Raw genomic sequence first — 15,649 nt, 5'->3', positions numbered from 1 at the left:
CGCCATGGACTTCGGCCGCATCACCATCCGCTCCGGCTTGTCCCTCTACCTGTTCGGGACGCCCGGGCAGGACCGCTTCTGGTTCCTGTGGGACGAGCTGGCCCAGGGCGCGCTGGGTGCGGTCGTGCTCGCGGACACGCGCCGCCTGGACGACAGCTTCGCCGCCATCGACTACTTCGAGCGGCGCGGGATCCCCTTCGCGGTGGCCGTCAACTGCTTCGAGGGCGCTGCCCGGTTCCCCGCGCGGACGGTCCGGGCGGCGCTCGACCTGGACCCCGAGGTCCCGCTGCTCATGTGCGACGCGCGGGAGCGCGAGTCGGTCAAGGACGTGCTCGTCGCCGTCGTCGAGCACGCGCTGACCCTCGCCGACCGGCAGCGCGAGCCGGCCACCACCTGAGGCCACGGCCCGTACCCCCCGTCCCACGGGGGTACGAGCTGTGCCGCCCCGAGCCTGCCGAACCGTTCCGGACCTGCACCGGTTTTCCGGTGGACCGGTCCCACAGGACGGTCGTCTCGCGCTGATCGGTGATGCCGAGCGCGCTCAGCCGACGGGCTTCCAGGCCGGCTCTGGCGAGGGCGCCGGCCACCACGGCCCGGACCTTGGTCCAGATCTCCGTGGCGTCGTGTTCCACCCACCCGGGCTTGGGGAAGGTCGACGGCGACGACGGCGCCGCTCCGGTCGAAGACGATGCAGCGGCTGGACGTGGTGCCCTGGTCGATCGCGGCGACGTACGTGTCGGTCATGAGGATCCCCTTGGTCGCGGGTCAGGAGCGGTACCGGGCGGCGGGACGGAGCCGGCCGTGAACCGGACGTGAGCCGGACGGGCACGTGAAGGGCGGCTCCCGGGCGGGTCGTACAGGCAGGGCGGGTCGTACTGGCAGGGCGGGCAGTGCCGTTGCGCGCACGACCGGCGCCGCCGCCGACGGGGAGGCAGTGTTCTGCCGGTGTGACGGGCCGTCAGGGTCCCCGGCCGCAGGAGCCCGGCACCCACCCTGGTGCCCCCGGAGGCTCAGCGGACGGTGACGACCGCCGAGCCGTGCCCGAAGAGGCCCTGGTTGGCGGTGATCCCGACGCGCGCCCCGCGGACCTGCCGGGCCCCCGCCGTCCCGCGCAGTTGCCAGGTCAGTTCGCAGACCTGGGCGATGGCCTGGGCGGGCACCGCCTCACCGAAGGAGGCCAGACCCCCGCTCGCGTTGACGGGGACGCGCCCGCCGAGCGCCGTGACCCCCTCCCGGACCAGCTTGGCGCCCTCGCCCTCCCCGCACAGCCCGATGGCCTCGTACCACTCCAGTTCCAGCGCGGTGGACAGGTCGTACACCTCCGCCAGGGACAGGTCCCCGGGCCCGATCCCCGCCTCTTCGTACGCGGCCGCCGCGATCGACGCCCGCAGGGACGGGGTGCCCGGCGTCGTGCCGGCGGCGGAGTCGGTGGCGATGTCCGGCAGGTCCAGTTCGGTACGGGGATGGACGGGCGTGACGGTCGAGACGGCGCGGATCCGGACCGGGTCCGGCACTCCCCGCCGGCGCGCGTACGCCAGGGAGGACAGCACCAGCGCCGCCCCGCCGTCGGAGGTCGCGCAGATGTCGAGCAGCCGCAGGGGATCGGCGACCACAGCGGAGGAAGCGACCTCGGCGGCGGTGACCGGCGTGCGGTAACGGGCGTGCGGGTTGAGTGCGCCGGCGGCCGCGTTCTTCACCTTGACCAGCGCGAAGTCCTCGACGGTGTCCCCGTGCACCGCCATGCGCCGTCGTGCCCAGAGAGCGAAGTACGCGGGGTTCGTGGCGCCCAGGACGCGGAACCGCAGCCAGTCCGGGTCGTCCGGCCGCTCGCCGCCGGCCGGCGCGAAGAAGCCCTTGGGCGCGGAGTCGGCACCCACCACGAGCACCACGTCCGCCAGCTCCGCGAGGATCTGCGCCCGCGCGGTGGCGATCGCGTGGGCGCCGGACGCGCATGCCGCGTACACGCTGCTGACCGGCGCGCCCTGCCAGCCGAGCGCCTGGGCGAAGGCCGCGCCCGCCACGTACCCCGGGTACCCGCCGCGCACGGTGCCGGCGCCGACCACCGACCGGACGTCCCGCCAGTCGATCCCGGCGTCGGCGAGCGCGGCGCGGGCCGCGGCCGTCCCGTACTCCGTGAAGCCGCGGCCCCACTTGCCCCACGGATGCATGCCCGCCCCGAGGACGGCGATGTCCTTCACCGGGCCGTCACCGGCCGCCAGTGCCAGGTCGTCCACACCGTCTCGGCATCCTCGTGGAGGACACCCGGAACGACCTCCACCTCCATGCCGACGGCGAGATCGGCCACCCCCACACCCGGCGCGGCATGGCCGAGCACCACCATGGCTTCCGCCTCCAGCTCCACCGCGACCAGGGTGTACGGCTGCCACACGGCTTCGGGGTCGGAGACGTACGGGGCGGGTGGCCGGTAGCGGCCGTCGGTGTACGACCAGACGCGCCCGCGCCGGGACAGCGGCACCTCCAGCAGCCGCCCGCCGCCCGCGCACGCCGGATTGCGGCAGTGCACGTCCTCCGGCGGGAAGCAGACCGCGGCACAGGCCGAGCAGCGCGTGCCCAGCAGCCGGAAGTCCTCCTCACCGCTGTCGTGGGTGAACCATCCGGTCACCACGGGTGTGCGTGTGCGCGTCACGGACCCTCCCCGGCACCCCGAGATCTGACATGGCGTCAGCAATGGAGTGTGCCACGGGCCCCGCGCCGCGGGCAGGGGTGTGCACGAGGGAGCAACCCGACCCGGCCGGGCTGCGTCGAAGGGGATGGAGCGGGCGCCCGGGAGCCACGGGGGTGGTCCCGGTCGCCCGCTCCACCGCCGCCGTCAGTGTCCGGCCACCGAACGCCGCGCCACCGGGAAGTCGAAGTACGTGTCCGGGAAGGGCTCCGGCTTGTACGTGAAGTGCCACCACTCCTCGGGCAGGTTCACGAAGCCCTGCGCGGCGAGCGTGTCCTTCAGCAGCCGGCGGTTCGTGCGCTGGACGGCCCCGATCCGGGGGTCGTCCGTGTGCGACAGCGTGTCGAAGCAGTCGAAACCCGTCCCCATGTCCACGGAGTTGTCGGGGAACCGCTGCTCCTGAGGTGCGGAACAGGACACCAAGGACTCACCCGGTACGTACGGCCGCGTCGGCTCCGCGGGCAGTGCCACGATCGTCACGTCGACCGTCGAGCCACGGCTGTGCCCGGACTTCTCCGCGATGTAGCCGTCCGCGAACAGCCGCGTCTTGTCCACCAGCGGATAGAACTCCGCCTTCATTCTCTCGTCCCGCAGATCCCCGGCCCACCGTACGAAGTGGTCGACGGCGCGCTGCGGCCGGTAGCAGTCGTACACCTTCAGGGAGTACCCCTGCCGCAGCAGCCGGACCTGGGCGCGGTGCAGTGCCTGCGCGGCGGGCCGGGTCAGGATGCACAACGGCTGCCGGTACCCGTCCACCGGCTCACCGACGAAGTTGTGCGCCGTGGTGTAGCGCATCTCCTGGAGGATCGTCGGGTCCACGGAGCGAAGAGCAACGAACTGCTCCGGCGCCTTCGGTTCGGGCGCGGCCTGCGCGGCGGGCGCCGTCGCCGTGGCCGTCACCGCGCAGACGAGAGCGGTGCAGACGGTCGCGAGGGCGCGTAAAGCGGAAGCAAGTCTGGTCATGGGCACCATCTACCAGGTCCCGCGGGGGTCGGTACAGTCCGCCCCGTGAAGGACACCCACTGCACCGCGTGCGGCGCGCCCCACCCGCCCGGCGCCGCCTGGCCCCGTACGTGCACCGCCTGTGGCGCCACCGCCTACCGCAACCCCCTGCCGGTGGCCGTCGCGCTCCTCCCGGTCACCGACGGGAGCGGGGCGGGGCTCGTCGTCATCACCCGTGCCATCGAGCCCCACCGCGGCGGCATCGCCCTGCCCGGCGGCTTCATCGACCACGCCGAGGACTGGCGGGACGCGGTGGTACGCGAGTTGCGGGAGGAGACCGCTATCGAGGCCGCCGCGGCCGAGGTCCGCCTCGCCGACGCGATGAGCTCGCCCGCAGGTCACCTGCTGGTGTTCGGTCTGCTGCCCGCACGCCCCGCCGCCGCCCTGCCCGCGTCGGCCCCCACGGACGAGACCGCCGGCCACCACGTCCTGCACGCACCGGAGGACCTGGCGTTCCCGCTGCACACGGAGGCGGTACGGAAGTGGTTCGCCGGCCGGTACGGCGAGCGCTGAACCGCCGCGCGGGCCGCACACGACGGCCGGCGCCACCACGGCGGCCCGCCCGCCGTCGGCGCCGCGGATGCGCCCTGCGCGCGCCGCGCCGGCCTGCGGTCCGCCGCTCGGCGGGGCGCGCCGGCCCGCCCCTGCGGTCCGCCGCTCGGGGTGCGCCGGCCGAGTGGCGTGCTGCCCGATGGGTCGGGTCGCCCGGGGCCCGCCGCCGGGGACGGGTGCCGCCGCGGCTACCAGCGGTCCAGCGACCGCAGGGCCGCCTCGTCCGCGCGCCGGTCGGCCGACCGCGCCGGGTCGCTGCCCGTGTTCCCGTACTCCTGCACGGAGTAATTGCCGTTCTGGGTGTGTACGCCCGGGTCGCCCACGGCCGCGGCATCGGCGGCGGCGGTACCCAGAGCGGCCGCGGTGATCCCCGCGGCCGCCAGGAACTGCTTGATCATGGCTCATCCTCTCGTCGAGCGACCCGGCCCCGGTCGGCCGGACCCGCCTGCGTAACGGCCCGGCCGACCTCCACGTGCGCCGCATTCACCCGAATGCCCCCATCCCGGGCCGCCCCGCCGACACCGCGCCGCGCCCGGCCGCACCCACCGGAAGGGCCGACACCGACCGGGGCGTGTCCGGCCCCCGCCGCCTCAGCCCGGCTCCGTGTCGAGCCCCCGCACCCGTACCCGCCGGTCCTCCACCGGTACCGTTCCGGCGTCCGTGACCCGCTCCACGCGGACCTCGCCGTCCAGCAGCCGGGCCGTGTACCGCTCGACCTCGGCCGGGTCCCAGCCGTCTCCCGCGTCCCGCACCACCAGGCCGCCGCCCGTGCGCCCCGGGGCCGGGGCCCAGACCTCCAGCTCCACCGAGCCCTCGGCGTCGCCCCGCACCGGCAGCACCGCGCCCGCACGGGCCAGCACCGGGATCCGCGACAGCGGCGCGTCCAGCAACACCTGCCCGGGGCCCTCGTACGCCCGGCCCGTCACCGTGTCGTACCAGCGTCCGCGCGGCAGCCGCACCGCCCGCCGGTCCATCCCGCGCGCCAGCACCGGCGCCACCAGCAGCGCGTCGCCGAGCAGGAACGCGTCCTCGCAGTCGCGCAGCGCCCGGTCATCGGGAGCCCCCCACCACAGCGGCCGCGCATAGGGAGCCCCCGTGAGCCGTGCCAGGTGCGCCAGGGTCACGAAGTAAGGCCGCAGCCGCTCCCGCTCGTCCAGCGCCGCGCGCGCGTGCTCCAGCACCGCGGGCCCGAACTCCCACGGCTCGCGCCGCCCCGCGTCGATCGCCGCGTGCGTGCGGAACAGCGGCAGCCACGCACCCAGCTGGAACCAGCGCAGGAACAGCTCCGGCGACGGGCTGCCGTCGAAGCCGCCCACGTCAGGTCCCGAGTACGGCACCCCGCACAGTCCCAGCCCCAGGACGAGCGACAGCGAGGCACGCAGCCCCGGCCACCCGGTGGCCACGTCGCCCGACCAGGTCCCGCCGTACCGCTGCATCCCGGCCCAGCCGGACCGCGAGAAGAGGAACGGCCGCTCGTCCGGGCGCAGCCGCCGCAGCCCCTCGTAGCCGGCCGCGGCCATCGCCAGCCCGTACACGTTGTGCGCCTCGCGGTGGTCGCCGCCCCGGCCCTCCAGCGCGTGCCGCGCCGAGCGGGGCAGCGTCATGTCCCCGAAGGGGGCGAAGGACACCGGCTCGTTCATGTCGTGCCACACCCCGGAGAAGCCCTGCGCGAGCCGCTCCTCGTACAGCCCGCCCCACCACTCCCGCACCGCGGGATCGGTGAAGTCGGGGTACACGCACTCGCCGGGCCACACGACGCCCCGCACCTGGTTGCCGCGCCCGTCCCGGACGAACGCTCCCGACGTCCCGAGCGCCCGGCCGCTCTCGTAGAGCGCGTTCCCGGGCTCGGCCTTCACCCCCGGGTCGACGATCGAGACCAGCCGCACACCCTGATCGCGCAGGTCCCGCGCGAGCCCGGGCAGGTCCGGGAACCGCTCCCGGTCCACCGTGAAGACCTGGTGCGCGTCGTAGTGGTCGATGTCCAGGTGCAGCGCCGACAGCGGCAGGTCCCGCTCCTGGTAGCCGGCGACCACGCGCCGCACCTCCCGCTCGGTGCCGAAGCCCCACCGCGCGTGCTGCGGCCCGAGCGCCCAGGACGGCGGCGGTGCCGGAGCCCCCGTCAGCGCCGTCCAGCCGTGCAGGACGCGCGCGGGTGTGCCGACCACCACCCAGCAGCGCAGCGGTCCGCCGCTCATCCGCAGCTCGCTCGTCCCGGGCCGGTCGTGGCCGGACCCCGCCCCTTCCTCGCCTTCCCGCAGGGTCACCTGCCCGTCCCAGGAGCTGTCGTGGAACGCCAGGTGGGTGCCCGCGTCCGAGACGACCAGCTCGACCGGCATCGTGATGTAGAGCGGGTCGTCACCGGGGTCGAAACCGCCCCGCGGATCGGTGTTCCACAGCCGGTACGTGCCGTCCCGCAGCCGCGGGCCCGACGCCCGCCCGCCCAGTCCGAAGAACCGCGCGTCGGCCGGCACCTCGGCGCGCTGCACCCACCGCGCCGGGCCGCCGCTCACCGGCTCCCACCAGCGCGGCGGCAGCTCCCGCCGCAGGACGACCCCGCCCGGCGTGCGGACCTCCACGGCCCCGTTGCGCGAGACGGAGACCGTCACCCGCTCGGCGACCACCCGCCAGCCGCCGCCCGTGTCGGGCTCCAGTACGGCCCGCGGATCGGGCTCGGGCGGGTCTCCCGCCAGCGCGTACGAGGGGAGCGGCCCCGCCCCGTCCCACCCCCAGAAGACCGTGCCGCCCGCCACGTGGACCCGCAGCTCGGAACGGGCGAACCGGACGATCCCCCCGCCCGGCAGCGGCTCCGCGTCCCGCGCCGGCCCCGGGACCCGCGCCCGCTCCGCACCCCTGGGCGGCAGGCCCCACGCGTCCGTGCGCCGCTGCCGCCACGCGGACCGCACCGCGCGCAGTCCCCGTACCGTCGAGAAGACCTTCACCGAACGCACCAGTTCACGACCGTCCATGCCGCTCACCCTGCCAGCACTCCAGGGGCCCGGGAGAGGCGTTCAACTGCCGTTCACCCATGGTGGGACCACATATTCAGTCATCCGACCATGGGTGGCGAACCCTGGTGCGAACAACGATCACATGGCATCGTCCCTGTCAGCCGCGTCACGCGCACACCCCCGCACGTGCGCGCGACACACGCAGACCCGCGTTACAGCCAGGGAGCAGCCCACATGACCTCAGAGCACGCGCAGACCGAGCCGCTCTGGCAGCCGGACCAGGACCGTATCGCCACCGCCGCGGTCACCCGCTTCCAGGCCTGGGCGGCCGAACGGCACGGCGCCCCGGCCGACGGCGGCTACCCGGCGCTGCACCGCTGGTCCGTCGAGCAGCTCGACACCTTCTGGCAGGCCGTCGCCGAGTGGTTCGACGTCCGTTTCGCCACGCCGTACGAGCGCGTCCTCGGCGACCGCTCCATGCCCGGCGCCCAGTGGTTCCCCGGCGCCACCCTCAACTACGCCGAGCACGCCCTGCGCGCCGCCGCGGACCGCCCGGACGAGCCCGCCCTGCTCCACGTCGACGAGACCCACGAGCCGGCCCCCATCAGCTGGGCCGAGCTGCGCCGCCAGGTGGGCGCCCTCGCCGCCGAACTGCGCGCCCTGGGGGTACGGCCCGGCGACCGCGTCAGCGGCTACCTGCCCAACATCCCGCAGGCCGTCACCGCCCTCCTCGCCACCGCGGCCGTGGGCGCCGTGTGGACCTCCTGCGCCCCCGACTTCGGCGCCCGCAGCGTCCTCGACCGCTTCCAGCAGGTCGAACCGGTGGTCCTGTTCGCGGTCGACGGCTACCGTTACGGCGGCAAGGAGCACGACCGCCGCGACACGGTCGCCGAACTGCGCCGGGAGCTGCCCACCCTCCGCGCGGTCGTCCACATCCCGCTCCTCGGCACGGACGCCCCCGACGGCGCGCTCGCGTGGGACGCGCTGACCGCGGGCGACGCGGAGCCCGTCTTCGAGCAGGTCCCGTTCGACCACCCCTTGTGGGTGCTGTACTCCTCCGGCACCACCGGCCTGCCCAAGGCGATCGTCCAGTCCCAGGGCGGCATCCTCCTGGAACACTTCAAGCAGCTCGGCCTGCACTGCGACCTCGGTCCCGGGGACCGCTTCTTCTGGTACACCTCCACCGGCTGGATGATGTGGAACTTCCTCGTCTCCGGCCTGCTCACCGGCACCACGGTGGTCCTGTACGACGGCAGCCCCGGCTACCCGGACACCGGCGCCCAGTGGCGCGTCGCCGAGCGCACCCGCGCCACCCTGTACGGCACGTCCGCCGCCTACGTCATGGCCTGCCGCAAGGCCGGCGTCCACCCCTCCCGCGACCACGACCTGTCCCGCGTCAAGTGCGTCGCCACCACCGGCTCGCCGCTGCCCCCGGACGGGTTCCGCTGGCTCCACGACGAGGTCCGGGACGACCTGTGGATCGCCTCCGTCAGCGGCGGTACGGATGTCTGCAGCTGCTTCGCGGGCGCCGTCCCCACCCTCCCCGTCCACGTCGGGGAGCTCCAGGCGGCCTGCCTCGGCACCGACCTCCAGGCCTGGGACCCGCAGGGCAAGCCCGTGACCGGCGAGGTGGGCGAGCTGGTCGTCGCCAACCCCATGCCGTCCATGCCCATCCACTTCTGGAACGACCCCGACGGCAGCCGCTATCGCGACAGCTACTTCGACATGTACCCGGGCGTCTGGCGCCACGGGGACTGGATCACGATCACCGACCACGGCTCGGTCGTCATCCACGGCCGCTCCGACTCCACGCTCAACCGGCAGGGCGTCCGGATGGGGAGCGCCGACATCTACGAGGCGGTGGAGCGCCTCCCCGAGCTCCGGGAGTCCCTCGTCATCGGCCTGGAGGAGCCGGACGGCGGCTACTGGATGCCGCTCTTCGTCCACCTCGCCGAAGGAGCGACCCTGGACGAGGACCTGATCGCGCGCATCAAGCAGACGATCCGCACCGAGCTGTCGCCGCGTCACGTCCCCGACGAGATCATCCAGGTCCCCGGGATCCCGCACACCCTCACCGGCAAGCGCATCGAGGTCCCCGTCAAGCGCCTCCTGCAGGGCACCGACCTCGCCAAGGCCGTCAACCCCGGCTCGGTCGACAACCTCGACCTGCTGCGTTTCTACGAGGACCTCGCCCGCAGGCGTGCCACGACCATGGAGTGACGCGCCTGCATGGTCGCGCCCGCCCGGGCGGTCCTTCCTAACCGCCGTACAGGGCCTCGGACTCGCCGAGCACATCCGCGAAGTCCGAGGCCAGCCGCGCCGCGTCGGACGGCGTCAGCGTCGCCGACGTGATCCGTACCGCCGTCGGCGAGGCGATCCGGAAACGTGCCCCCGCCGCCACCCACCAGCCGCGCGAACGCAGCCCGTTGACGACCGCCGACTCGTCCCGCACCGGCACCCACACGTTCATCCCGCTCTCGCCGCGCGCCGCGATCCCGCGCCGGGCCAGCTCCCCGATCAGGGCCCCCCGGCGCTCCGCGTACGCGTCCTGCGCGCGGCCCACCAGGCGCGCCACGTCCTCGTCGGTCAGCAGCCGTGCCACCGTCTCCTGCAGTACGTGACTGACCCAGCCGGACGTCAGCAGCATCCGCCCCTCGTGGCGCGCCAGCGTGGTCGCGTCGCACGCGAGCGCGGCCCACCGCAGGTCCACGCCCAGATGCTTGGACACGGTCCGCACATGCGCCCAGCGCGGCAGCCCGGCCGCGGCCAGCGGGAACGACGGCGCGCCCGAGACCTCCGCGTTGTGGTCGTCCTCGATGACCACCACTTCCGGGAAATCGGACAGCACGCCCGCCAGGGCGTCCCGCCGCTCCCGCGAGAACCAGCCGCCCACCGGATTCTGGCCCCGCGGACTGCACACCATCGCCCGTACCCCGGCCCGCAACGCGGTCCGCAGCGCCTCGGGTGTCATCCCCTCGTCGTCCACCGCCACGGGCACCATGCGCAGCCCCAGCGCCGGAACCAGGTCCAGCAGGTGATGGAACCCGGGGTCCTCCACGGCCACCGAGTCCCCCGGCCTGAGCTCGGTGGACAGCAGGCGGCCCACGCAGTCGAGCGCCCCCTGGGCGAAGGTCACGTGCTCCACCGGCACGCCGTCCCGCGCGAACCACGCGCGCGAGAGCTCCTCCAGGGACGCCAGGCGCGGCGAGGCCCTGCGCGAACCGGGCACCGGGACGACCGGCGACGGCGGCCTCAGCTCCGGCAGGAACGCCGGATCCGGATGGCCGCCGGCCAGGTCGCGCACCCCCTCGGGCACGCGGGGCGGCCGTCGCGAGCCGACCGACGGTCCCTGTGCCACCACCGTTCCCCCGCGCCCCTTCGTCACCACGATCCCGCGCTGCCGCAGCTCCTTGTACGCCGTGGCCACGGTCCCCGGACTGACGTCCAGCTCCTCCGCCAGCCGCCGTACAGGAGGCAGGGCGGCGCCCGGCCGGAGCCCCCCGTCGGCCACGGCCCGCTCGACGGACGCGGCAATCCCCTTGGCCGTCGTACCTCTGATCGCATATTGTGCTGCCACGTACTCAACTATGTATCAATACATAATTCCGAGTCAAGGGGGAACCGGTGGACCAGCACCGACGCCGCGCGGCACTCGCACAACGCATCCCAGGAGGCCGCGACGGCCGGCGCATGCTCGTCGTCGCCCTCATCGACAAGACCGGCACCGGACTCTGGGCCACCGCCGCAGCCCTCTACTTCACCCACGTCACCGGGATGTCCCTCGCCCAGGTGGGCGTCCTCATCGGCATCTCCGGCGGCGTCGGCATCGCCGGCGCCCCCCTCGCCGGCCGCCTCGCCGACCGGTTCCCCGTCACCCGCGTCCTCATCGCCGCCCAACTCCTGCGCGCCGCGGCCCTGCTGGCCCTCCTCACCACCCACGACTACGCACTCCTGCTGCTCTACACCGCCCTCGGCGCCCTGCCCGACCGGGCCTCCAACGTCCTCACCAAGCTGTACGCCGCCCGCATCGCCGGCCCCCGGCGCGTCCGCTACCAGGCCTTCAACCGCACCGTCTCCAACATCGGCTGGTCCCTCGGCGGGCTCGGCGCCGCGGCGGTCCTCACCATCGGCACCACCACCGCCTACCAGGTCCTGCTCATCGGCAACGTCCTCTCGTACGTCGCCATCGCCGCGCTCACCTTCCGCTGCGCCGAACCCCCCTCGCCCTCCCGCGTCGTCACCACCGGCGACTCCACCACCGCGACCACGCCCGCCAAGCCCTCCAACCCCTGGCGCGACCGCACGTTCCTCCTCTACACCGCCACCGAAGCCGCCCTCTTCCTCGACGACGCGATCCTCCAGGTCGGCATGCCGCTGTGGATCGTCCACGCCACCGACGCGCCCGTCGGCCTCGCCCCGCTGCTGCTGGTCCTCAACTCCGTCCTCGTCGTCCTCTTCCAGGTCCCGCTCGCCCGCTTCGGCGCCACCTCCACCGCGGCCCGCAAACTGCTCACCCCCCTGGCCGGCCTCTTCACCGCCGGCTGCCTCGCCATGTCCGCATCGACGGCCGGCGGCCGCTGGACCGCCATCGCAGCCCTCACCACCGCCGCGATCGCCCTCACCTTCGCCGAGATGATCCACGCCATCGCCTCCTGGGAGCTCTCCCTCGCCCTTGCCCCCGCCGACGCCCAAGGCGCCTACCTCGGCGTCCACGGCCTCGCCTCCTCCACCCAGCGCAGCGCCGGCCCGCTCCTCGTCACCGCCGTCATCGCCGCGGGCCCGCTCGCCTGGCCCCTCCTCGGCGCCGGCTTCGCCGCCACCTGCTTCGCCCAGCACCGGCTGGTCCGCGACCGGCTGCCGGCAGTGGCACTGTCAGACCCCTCGGTTACGGTGAGTGAGCACCGATGAACAAGGGGGATTCATGGCACGCACCGAGAGCACCGCGACCGTACGACGCGCCCTGCGCCGCGAAGTACCCTGCACCGTCGGCCTGCTGGCCGACGAAGAGGACTTCACGGCGATGCGCCGCTACCGCACCTTCACCTTCGACGACCACTCGACCTACCTGCACCAGGTCGAAGACCTCCTGAAGAGGCTCGCCTCCCAGGGCGGACACACCAGCGTCGCCCTCTTCGACCCCGAGGACTACGCCGACTACTGCGCCCGCGCCGGCCTCGACCCCGACGACCCCGCCAGCCGCAGCCGCTTCACCGCCGAGGTCGCCGCCACCGGCGCCCGCGTCACCTACAGCGGACAACCCATGGAACGGCTCGTACCCCTCCTCATCAACCAGGCGGTACGCCACGCCACCTGGGAGTACGCCGCCCTGCTCCTCGCCGGCGACGGAGCATGCACCCGATGCGGACAGGACACCGCCCGCACCGCCCTCGACCGGGCGGCCGGCCTGCTCCACCGCCTGCTCCAGGCAGCCGGCGCCGGCACCCATCACCTCGTCTGCAGCGTCCCCGCCCAGCACGAACACCTCATGGCCGTCCTCCACGCCGAACGCACCGGCACCGGCCCCGCCGAGCTCGACCCGTCCGAAGGCGCGGAATTCGCCACCGTCCTGGCCGCGGGCCTCGCTCTCGAAAGCCCCGGCGGACTCGTCCTGCGCACCACCACCCCGGGCGCCCCCGACCGCGTCCACGGCTGGCGCCTGGACCGCGGCCGCATCATCCCGCTCAGCGCCGCCGAGGTCTTCGACGCCTACTGCACCGACGCGGACACCGGTGAACCGGTCGCCCCCGAGCACAACGTCGACTACCTCGCCGGCTTCGACATCACCGGCGACGACGACCCGCCCGCCCACCACTGACCACACACGGAAGGAGGGGCTTCCCCGCCACCGCGGGAAAGCCCCTCCACACTCGCCGGAACTCACTCGCCGGACAGCACCGCCTGCGCCGCCAGCCGCGCCTCCTCGGCCGTGTCCGCGGCCCGCGCCGCCGCGGCAGCACGCTCGCACTGCGCCAGCGTGTGCTTCGCCAGCGTCGCCCGCACATACGGAATCGAAGCGGCACCCATGGACAGCGAGGTGACGCCCAGACCCGTCAGCACACACGCCAGCAGCGGATCGGAGGCAGCCTCGCCGCACACACCACAGCTCTTGCCCTCGGCCCGCGCGGCCTCGGCCGCAAGCGCCACCAGATCCAGCAGCGCCGGCTGCCACGGATCCTGCAGCCGCGACACCGCGCCCACCTGCCGGTCGGCGGCGAACGTGTACTGCGCCAGGTCGTTCGTGCCCAGCGACAGGAACTCGACCTCCTGCAGGATCGAGCGCGCCCGCAGCGCGGCGGACGGAATCTCCACCATCGCCCCGAACTTCGCCTGCAGCCCCGCCTCACGGCACGCGTCGGCGAACGCCTTCGCATCGAGACGGTCGGCCACCATCGGCGCCATGACCTCCAGGTACACCGGCAGTCCCTCGGCCGCCTTCGACAGCGCCGACAACTGCGTCCGCAGCACCTCCGGATGGTCCAGCAGCGTCCGCAGACCCCGCACACCCAGCGCCGGGTTCGGCTCGTCCGCCGGCGTCAGGAAGTCCAGCGGCTTGTCCGCACCCGCGTCCAGCACCCGCACCACGACCCGGCCTTCGGGGAACGCCTCGAGAACCGCGCGGTACGCCGCGATCTGCTTCTCCTCGGACGGAGCCTGCTTGCTGTCGTCCAGGAAAAGGAACTCCGTACGGAACAGACCGACACCCTCCGCCCCGGCCTCCACGGCGGCCGGTACATCGGCGGGCCCGCCCACGTTCGCCAGCAGCGGCACCTTGTGCCCGTCCGACGTCGCCCCGGGACCGGTCGCCGCCGACAGCGCCGCCTTGCGCTCGGCAGCCGCCCGCTCCAGCTCGGCACGCCGCTCCGCGCTCGGCTCCACGAACACCTCGCCCGTGCTGCCGTCCACCGCGATCACGGTCCCCTCGGCCAGCTCGCCGGCGCCCGGCAGCGCCACCACGGCCGGCACACCCAGCGCCCGCGCGAGGATCGCGCTGTGGCTGGTCGGCCCGCCCTCCTCCGTCACGAACCCGAGCACCAGCGTCGGATCGAGCAGCGCGGTGTCCGCCGGAGCGAGGTCCCGCGCGATCAGCACGTACGGCTCGTCACTGTCCGGCACACCCGGCATCGGCACACCGAGCAGCCGCGCCACGATCCGGTTCCGTACGTCGTCGAGGTCCGCGACCCGCCCCGCCAGGTACTCGCCGGCACCGGCCAGCAGCGCCCGGTACGCGGCGAACGCGTCGTACACCGCCCGCTCGGCCGTGCTGCCCACGGCGATGCGTCGATCGACGTCAGCCATCAGCTCGGGGTCCTGCGCCATCATGGCCTGCGCCTCGAGCACGTGCTGTGCCTCGCCACCGGCCAGATTGCCGCGCGCGATCAGGTCGGCCGCCACCGCCTCGACGGCCTGCCGGGCACGCCCCTGTTCGCGCTCGGCCTCGTCGGCGGGAATCTGCTTGGCCGGCGGCTCGAGGACTGCCGTGCCCATGTGCCGTACCTCGCCGATCGCCACACCGTGGCTGACGCCGACGCCTCGCAGCGTTGTCTCCATTACACCTGTCTCCGATTGAGTGGCGGCCGGAGCCGCCACGGTATGAATGTCCGTCCCATGGCCGTCACGCAGGACGGCGTCGGCATCACTGCCAGGTGAAGAGCGTGTCGCCGGCCTTCACGTCGCGGTCCTCGACGACCTGGCCGAGGGAGTCACCGGTGGCCTCCAGGGCCACGATGGGGCAGATCGGAGACTTGCCGGCCGCCTCGACGGCCGCCGGGTTCCACCGCACGACGGCCTGCCCGCGCTGGACGGTGTCGCCCTTGCTCACGAGCAGCTCGAAGCCCTCGCCGTTGAGCTGGACGGTGTCGATGCCCAGGTGCGTGAGCACACCGTGCCCCTCGCCGTCCACGACGACGAACGCGTGCGGGTGCAGGGAGACGACGACCCCGTCGACGGGAGCGACAGCTTCGGAGGCCTCACGCACGGGATCGATGGCGGTACCCGGGCCGACCATCGCCCCGGAGAAGACGGGATCGGGGACAGCGGCGAGTCCGATGGCCCGGCCGGCGAGCGGCGACGTCACGGTGGTCATGGGGAGCCTCCCAGGGGGCGGAGATTCTGTGTCGCCGTCACTGCCTGTCCCGGACGGCGTACTTTCAGAAGCGTATGTCATGAGATGTCCCGGTTCTGTCCGAGAAGACCTGCTTCACGGCCCTCCGGACAACCGGCAACGATTTGCCTCAACTACCGGCTGCGGGTAGGGTCGTACCCCTGCCTGGCCCCGACGCGACACTGAGCCGGAGGTCGGCAGCGACCTATCAAGCCGAGATCCTAACTGGTCTACACCAGTGGTCTACACCTCTGCGTCCATCGGACGGTGGTCAGGAGGGTCGGAAAAGGCTGGTAGTGTTTGACCCCGCCGGAAAGGGAAACGCGAAAAGCGGTTTTCAATCCGGCAGCCCGCTCCAGCGGG

At 73.7% G+C, this 15,649-nt stretch carries 13 protein-coding genes and 1 pseudogene; 5 read left to right on the top strand and 9 right to left on the bottom strand.

The annotated features are described in order from the left end of the window. Nucleotides 1–397, top strand: a 397-nt coding sequence (locus IH00_RS0127145; RefSeq protein ID WP_031078097.1) for a GTP-binding protein, incomplete at its 5' end; no start/stop codon positions are given. Between the two features lie 76 nt (nucleotides 398–473). Here IH00_RS0127145 and IH00_RS40600 read toward each other — a convergent pair. From IH00_RS40600 to IH00_RS0127125, 4 genes and pseudogenes are all read right to left on the bottom strand, one after another. Next, nucleotides 474–744 (bottom strand): annotated as a pseudogene (locus tag IH00_RS40600) (FGGY family carbohydrate kinase); the annotation flags it as partial. Between the two features lie 266 nt (nucleotides 745–1,010). Then, entirely contained in the window at nucleotides 1,011–2,225 is a 1,215-nt protein-coding gene (locus IH00_RS0127135) for a lipid-transfer protein (RefSeq protein ID WP_267882604.1), read from the bottom strand. After that, nucleotides 2,195–2,626, bottom strand: coding sequence for a Zn-ribbon domain-containing OB-fold protein (locus IH00_RS0127130; protein ID WP_031078093.1), 432 nt, complete (start codon nucleotides 2,624–2,626; stop codon nucleotides 2,195–2,197). The genes IH00_RS0127135 and IH00_RS0127130 overlap by 31 nt, the downstream gene beginning before the upstream one ends. Nucleotides 2,627–2,830: 204 nt before the next feature. Continuing rightward, nucleotides 2,831–3,646: a M15 family metallopeptidase gene (locus IH00_RS0127125; RefSeq protein WP_031078091.1), complete on the bottom strand. Its 816-nt coding sequence runs from the start codon at nucleotides 3,644–3,646 to the stop codon at nucleotides 2,831–2,833. 45 nt (nucleotides 3,647–3,691) lie between these two features. Between IH00_RS0127125 and IH00_RS0127120 the strand changes: the two genes are divergently transcribed. Further along, entirely contained in the window at nucleotides 3,692–4,198 is a 507-nt protein-coding gene (locus IH00_RS0127120; protein WP_031078089.1) for an NUDIX domain-containing protein, read from the top strand. 227 nt (nucleotides 4,199–4,425) lie between these two features. Here IH00_RS0127120 and IH00_RS0127115 read toward each other — a convergent pair whose 3' ends face one another. Continuing rightward, nucleotides 4,426–4,635: a hypothetical protein gene (locus IH00_RS0127115; RefSeq protein WP_031078088.1), complete on the bottom strand. Its 210-nt coding sequence runs from the start codon at nucleotides 4,633–4,635 to the stop codon at nucleotides 4,426–4,428. Between the two features lie 192 nt (nucleotides 4,636–4,827). Further along, nucleotides 4,828–7,203, bottom strand: coding sequence for a glycoside hydrolase family 31 protein (locus IH00_RS0127110; protein WP_031078086.1), 2,376 nt, complete (start codon nucleotides 7,201–7,203; stop codon nucleotides 4,828–4,830). Nucleotides 7,204–7,419: 216 nt separating this feature from the next. Here IH00_RS0127110 and IH00_RS0127105 point away from each other — a divergent pair, with 216 nt between their 5' ends. After that, a complete protein-coding gene (locus IH00_RS0127105; protein WP_031078084.1) occupies nucleotides 7,420–9,405 on the top strand; it encodes an acetoacetate--CoA ligase in 1,986 nt (661 codons plus the stop codon). A 37-nt stretch (nucleotides 9,406–9,442) separates the two neighbouring features. On the opposite strand, the gene IH00_RS0127100 is transcribed toward IH00_RS0127105, so the two are convergent. Then, nucleotides 9,443–10,762: an aminotransferase class I/II-fold pyridoxal phosphate-dependent enzyme gene (locus tag IH00_RS0127100; RefSeq protein ID WP_078887995.1), complete on the bottom strand. Its 1,320-nt coding sequence runs from the start codon at nucleotides 10,760–10,762 to the stop codon at nucleotides 9,443–9,445. 47 nt (nucleotides 10,763–10,809) lie between these two features. Between IH00_RS0127100 and IH00_RS0127095 the strand changes: the two genes are divergently transcribed. Together IH00_RS0127095 and IH00_RS0127090 are read left to right on the top strand one after the other, a co-directional pair. Beyond that, the gene (locus IH00_RS0127095) at nucleotides 10,810–12,093 is read left to right on the top strand and encodes an MFS transporter (protein WP_324615805.1); all 1,284 of its coding nucleotides are present in this window, start codon (nucleotides 10,810–10,812) and stop codon (nucleotides 12,091–12,093) included. 13 nt (nucleotides 12,094–12,106) lie between these two features. Further along, nucleotides 12,107–13,000 (top strand): hypothetical protein, encoded by an 894-nt coding sequence (locus IH00_RS0127090; protein WP_031078077.1) that lies wholly within the window; start codon nucleotides 12,107–12,109, stop codon nucleotides 12,998–13,000. A 62-nt stretch (nucleotides 13,001–13,062) separates the two neighbouring features. Here the strand turns inward: IH00_RS0127090 and ptsP are convergent, their stop codons facing one another. Further along, nucleotides 13,063–14,733 carry a phosphoenolpyruvate--protein phosphotransferase gene (gene ptsP / locus IH00_RS0127085; RefSeq protein ID WP_031078076.1) on the bottom strand — a complete coding sequence of 557 codons (1,671 nt, stop codon included), beginning with the start codon at nucleotides 14,731–14,733 and terminating at the stop codon, nucleotides 13,063–13,065. Nucleotides 14,734–14,818: 85 nt separating this feature from the next. Next, nucleotides 14,819–15,268, bottom strand: a complete 450-nt coding sequence (locus IH00_RS0127080; RefSeq protein WP_031078075.1) for a PTS sugar transporter subunit IIA — start codon at nucleotides 15,266–15,268, stop codon at nucleotides 14,819–14,821. Nucleotides 15,269–15,649 lie beyond the last annotated feature (381 nt).

This window comes from Streptomyces sp. NRRL S-118, from assembly GCF_000716335.1.
Taxonomy (GTDB): domain Bacteria; phylum Actinomycetota; class Actinomycetes; order Streptomycetales; family Streptomycetaceae; genus Streptomyces.
Note: the sequence above shows the minus strand (reverse complement) of the source record. Positions and strands in the feature narration are given on the sequence as shown.

Excerpts from the sequence above, each read along its gene's own strand:
- IH00_RS0127125 (WP_031078091.1), bottom strand. The coding sequence starts at position 3,646 with ATGACCAGACTTGCTTCCGCTTTACGCGCCCTCGCGACCGTCTGCACC.
- IH00_RS0127115 (WP_031078088.1), bottom strand. The coding sequence starts at position 4,635 with ATGATCAAGCAGTTCCTGGCGGCCGCGGGGATCACCGCGGCCGCTCTG.
- IH00_RS0127110 (WP_031078086.1), bottom strand. The coding sequence starts at position 7,203 with ATGGACGGTCGTGAACTGGTGCGTTCGGTGAAGGTCTTCTCGACGGTA.
- IH00_RS0127105 (WP_031078084.1), top strand. The coding sequence starts at position 7,420 with ATGACCTCAGAGCACGCGCAGACCGAGCCGCTCTGGCAGCCGGACCAG.
- IH00_RS0127090 (WP_031078077.1), top strand. The coding sequence starts at position 12,107 with ATGGCACGCACCGAGAGCACCGCGACCGTACGACGCGCCCTGCGCCGC.
- ptsP (WP_031078076.1), bottom strand. The coding sequence starts at position 14,733 with ATGGAGACAACGCTGCGAGGCGTCGGCGTCAGCCACGGTGTGGCGATC.
- IH00_RS0127080 (WP_031078075.1), bottom strand. The coding sequence starts at position 15,268 with ATGACCACCGTGACGTCGCCGCTCGCCGGCCGGGCCATCGGACTCGCC.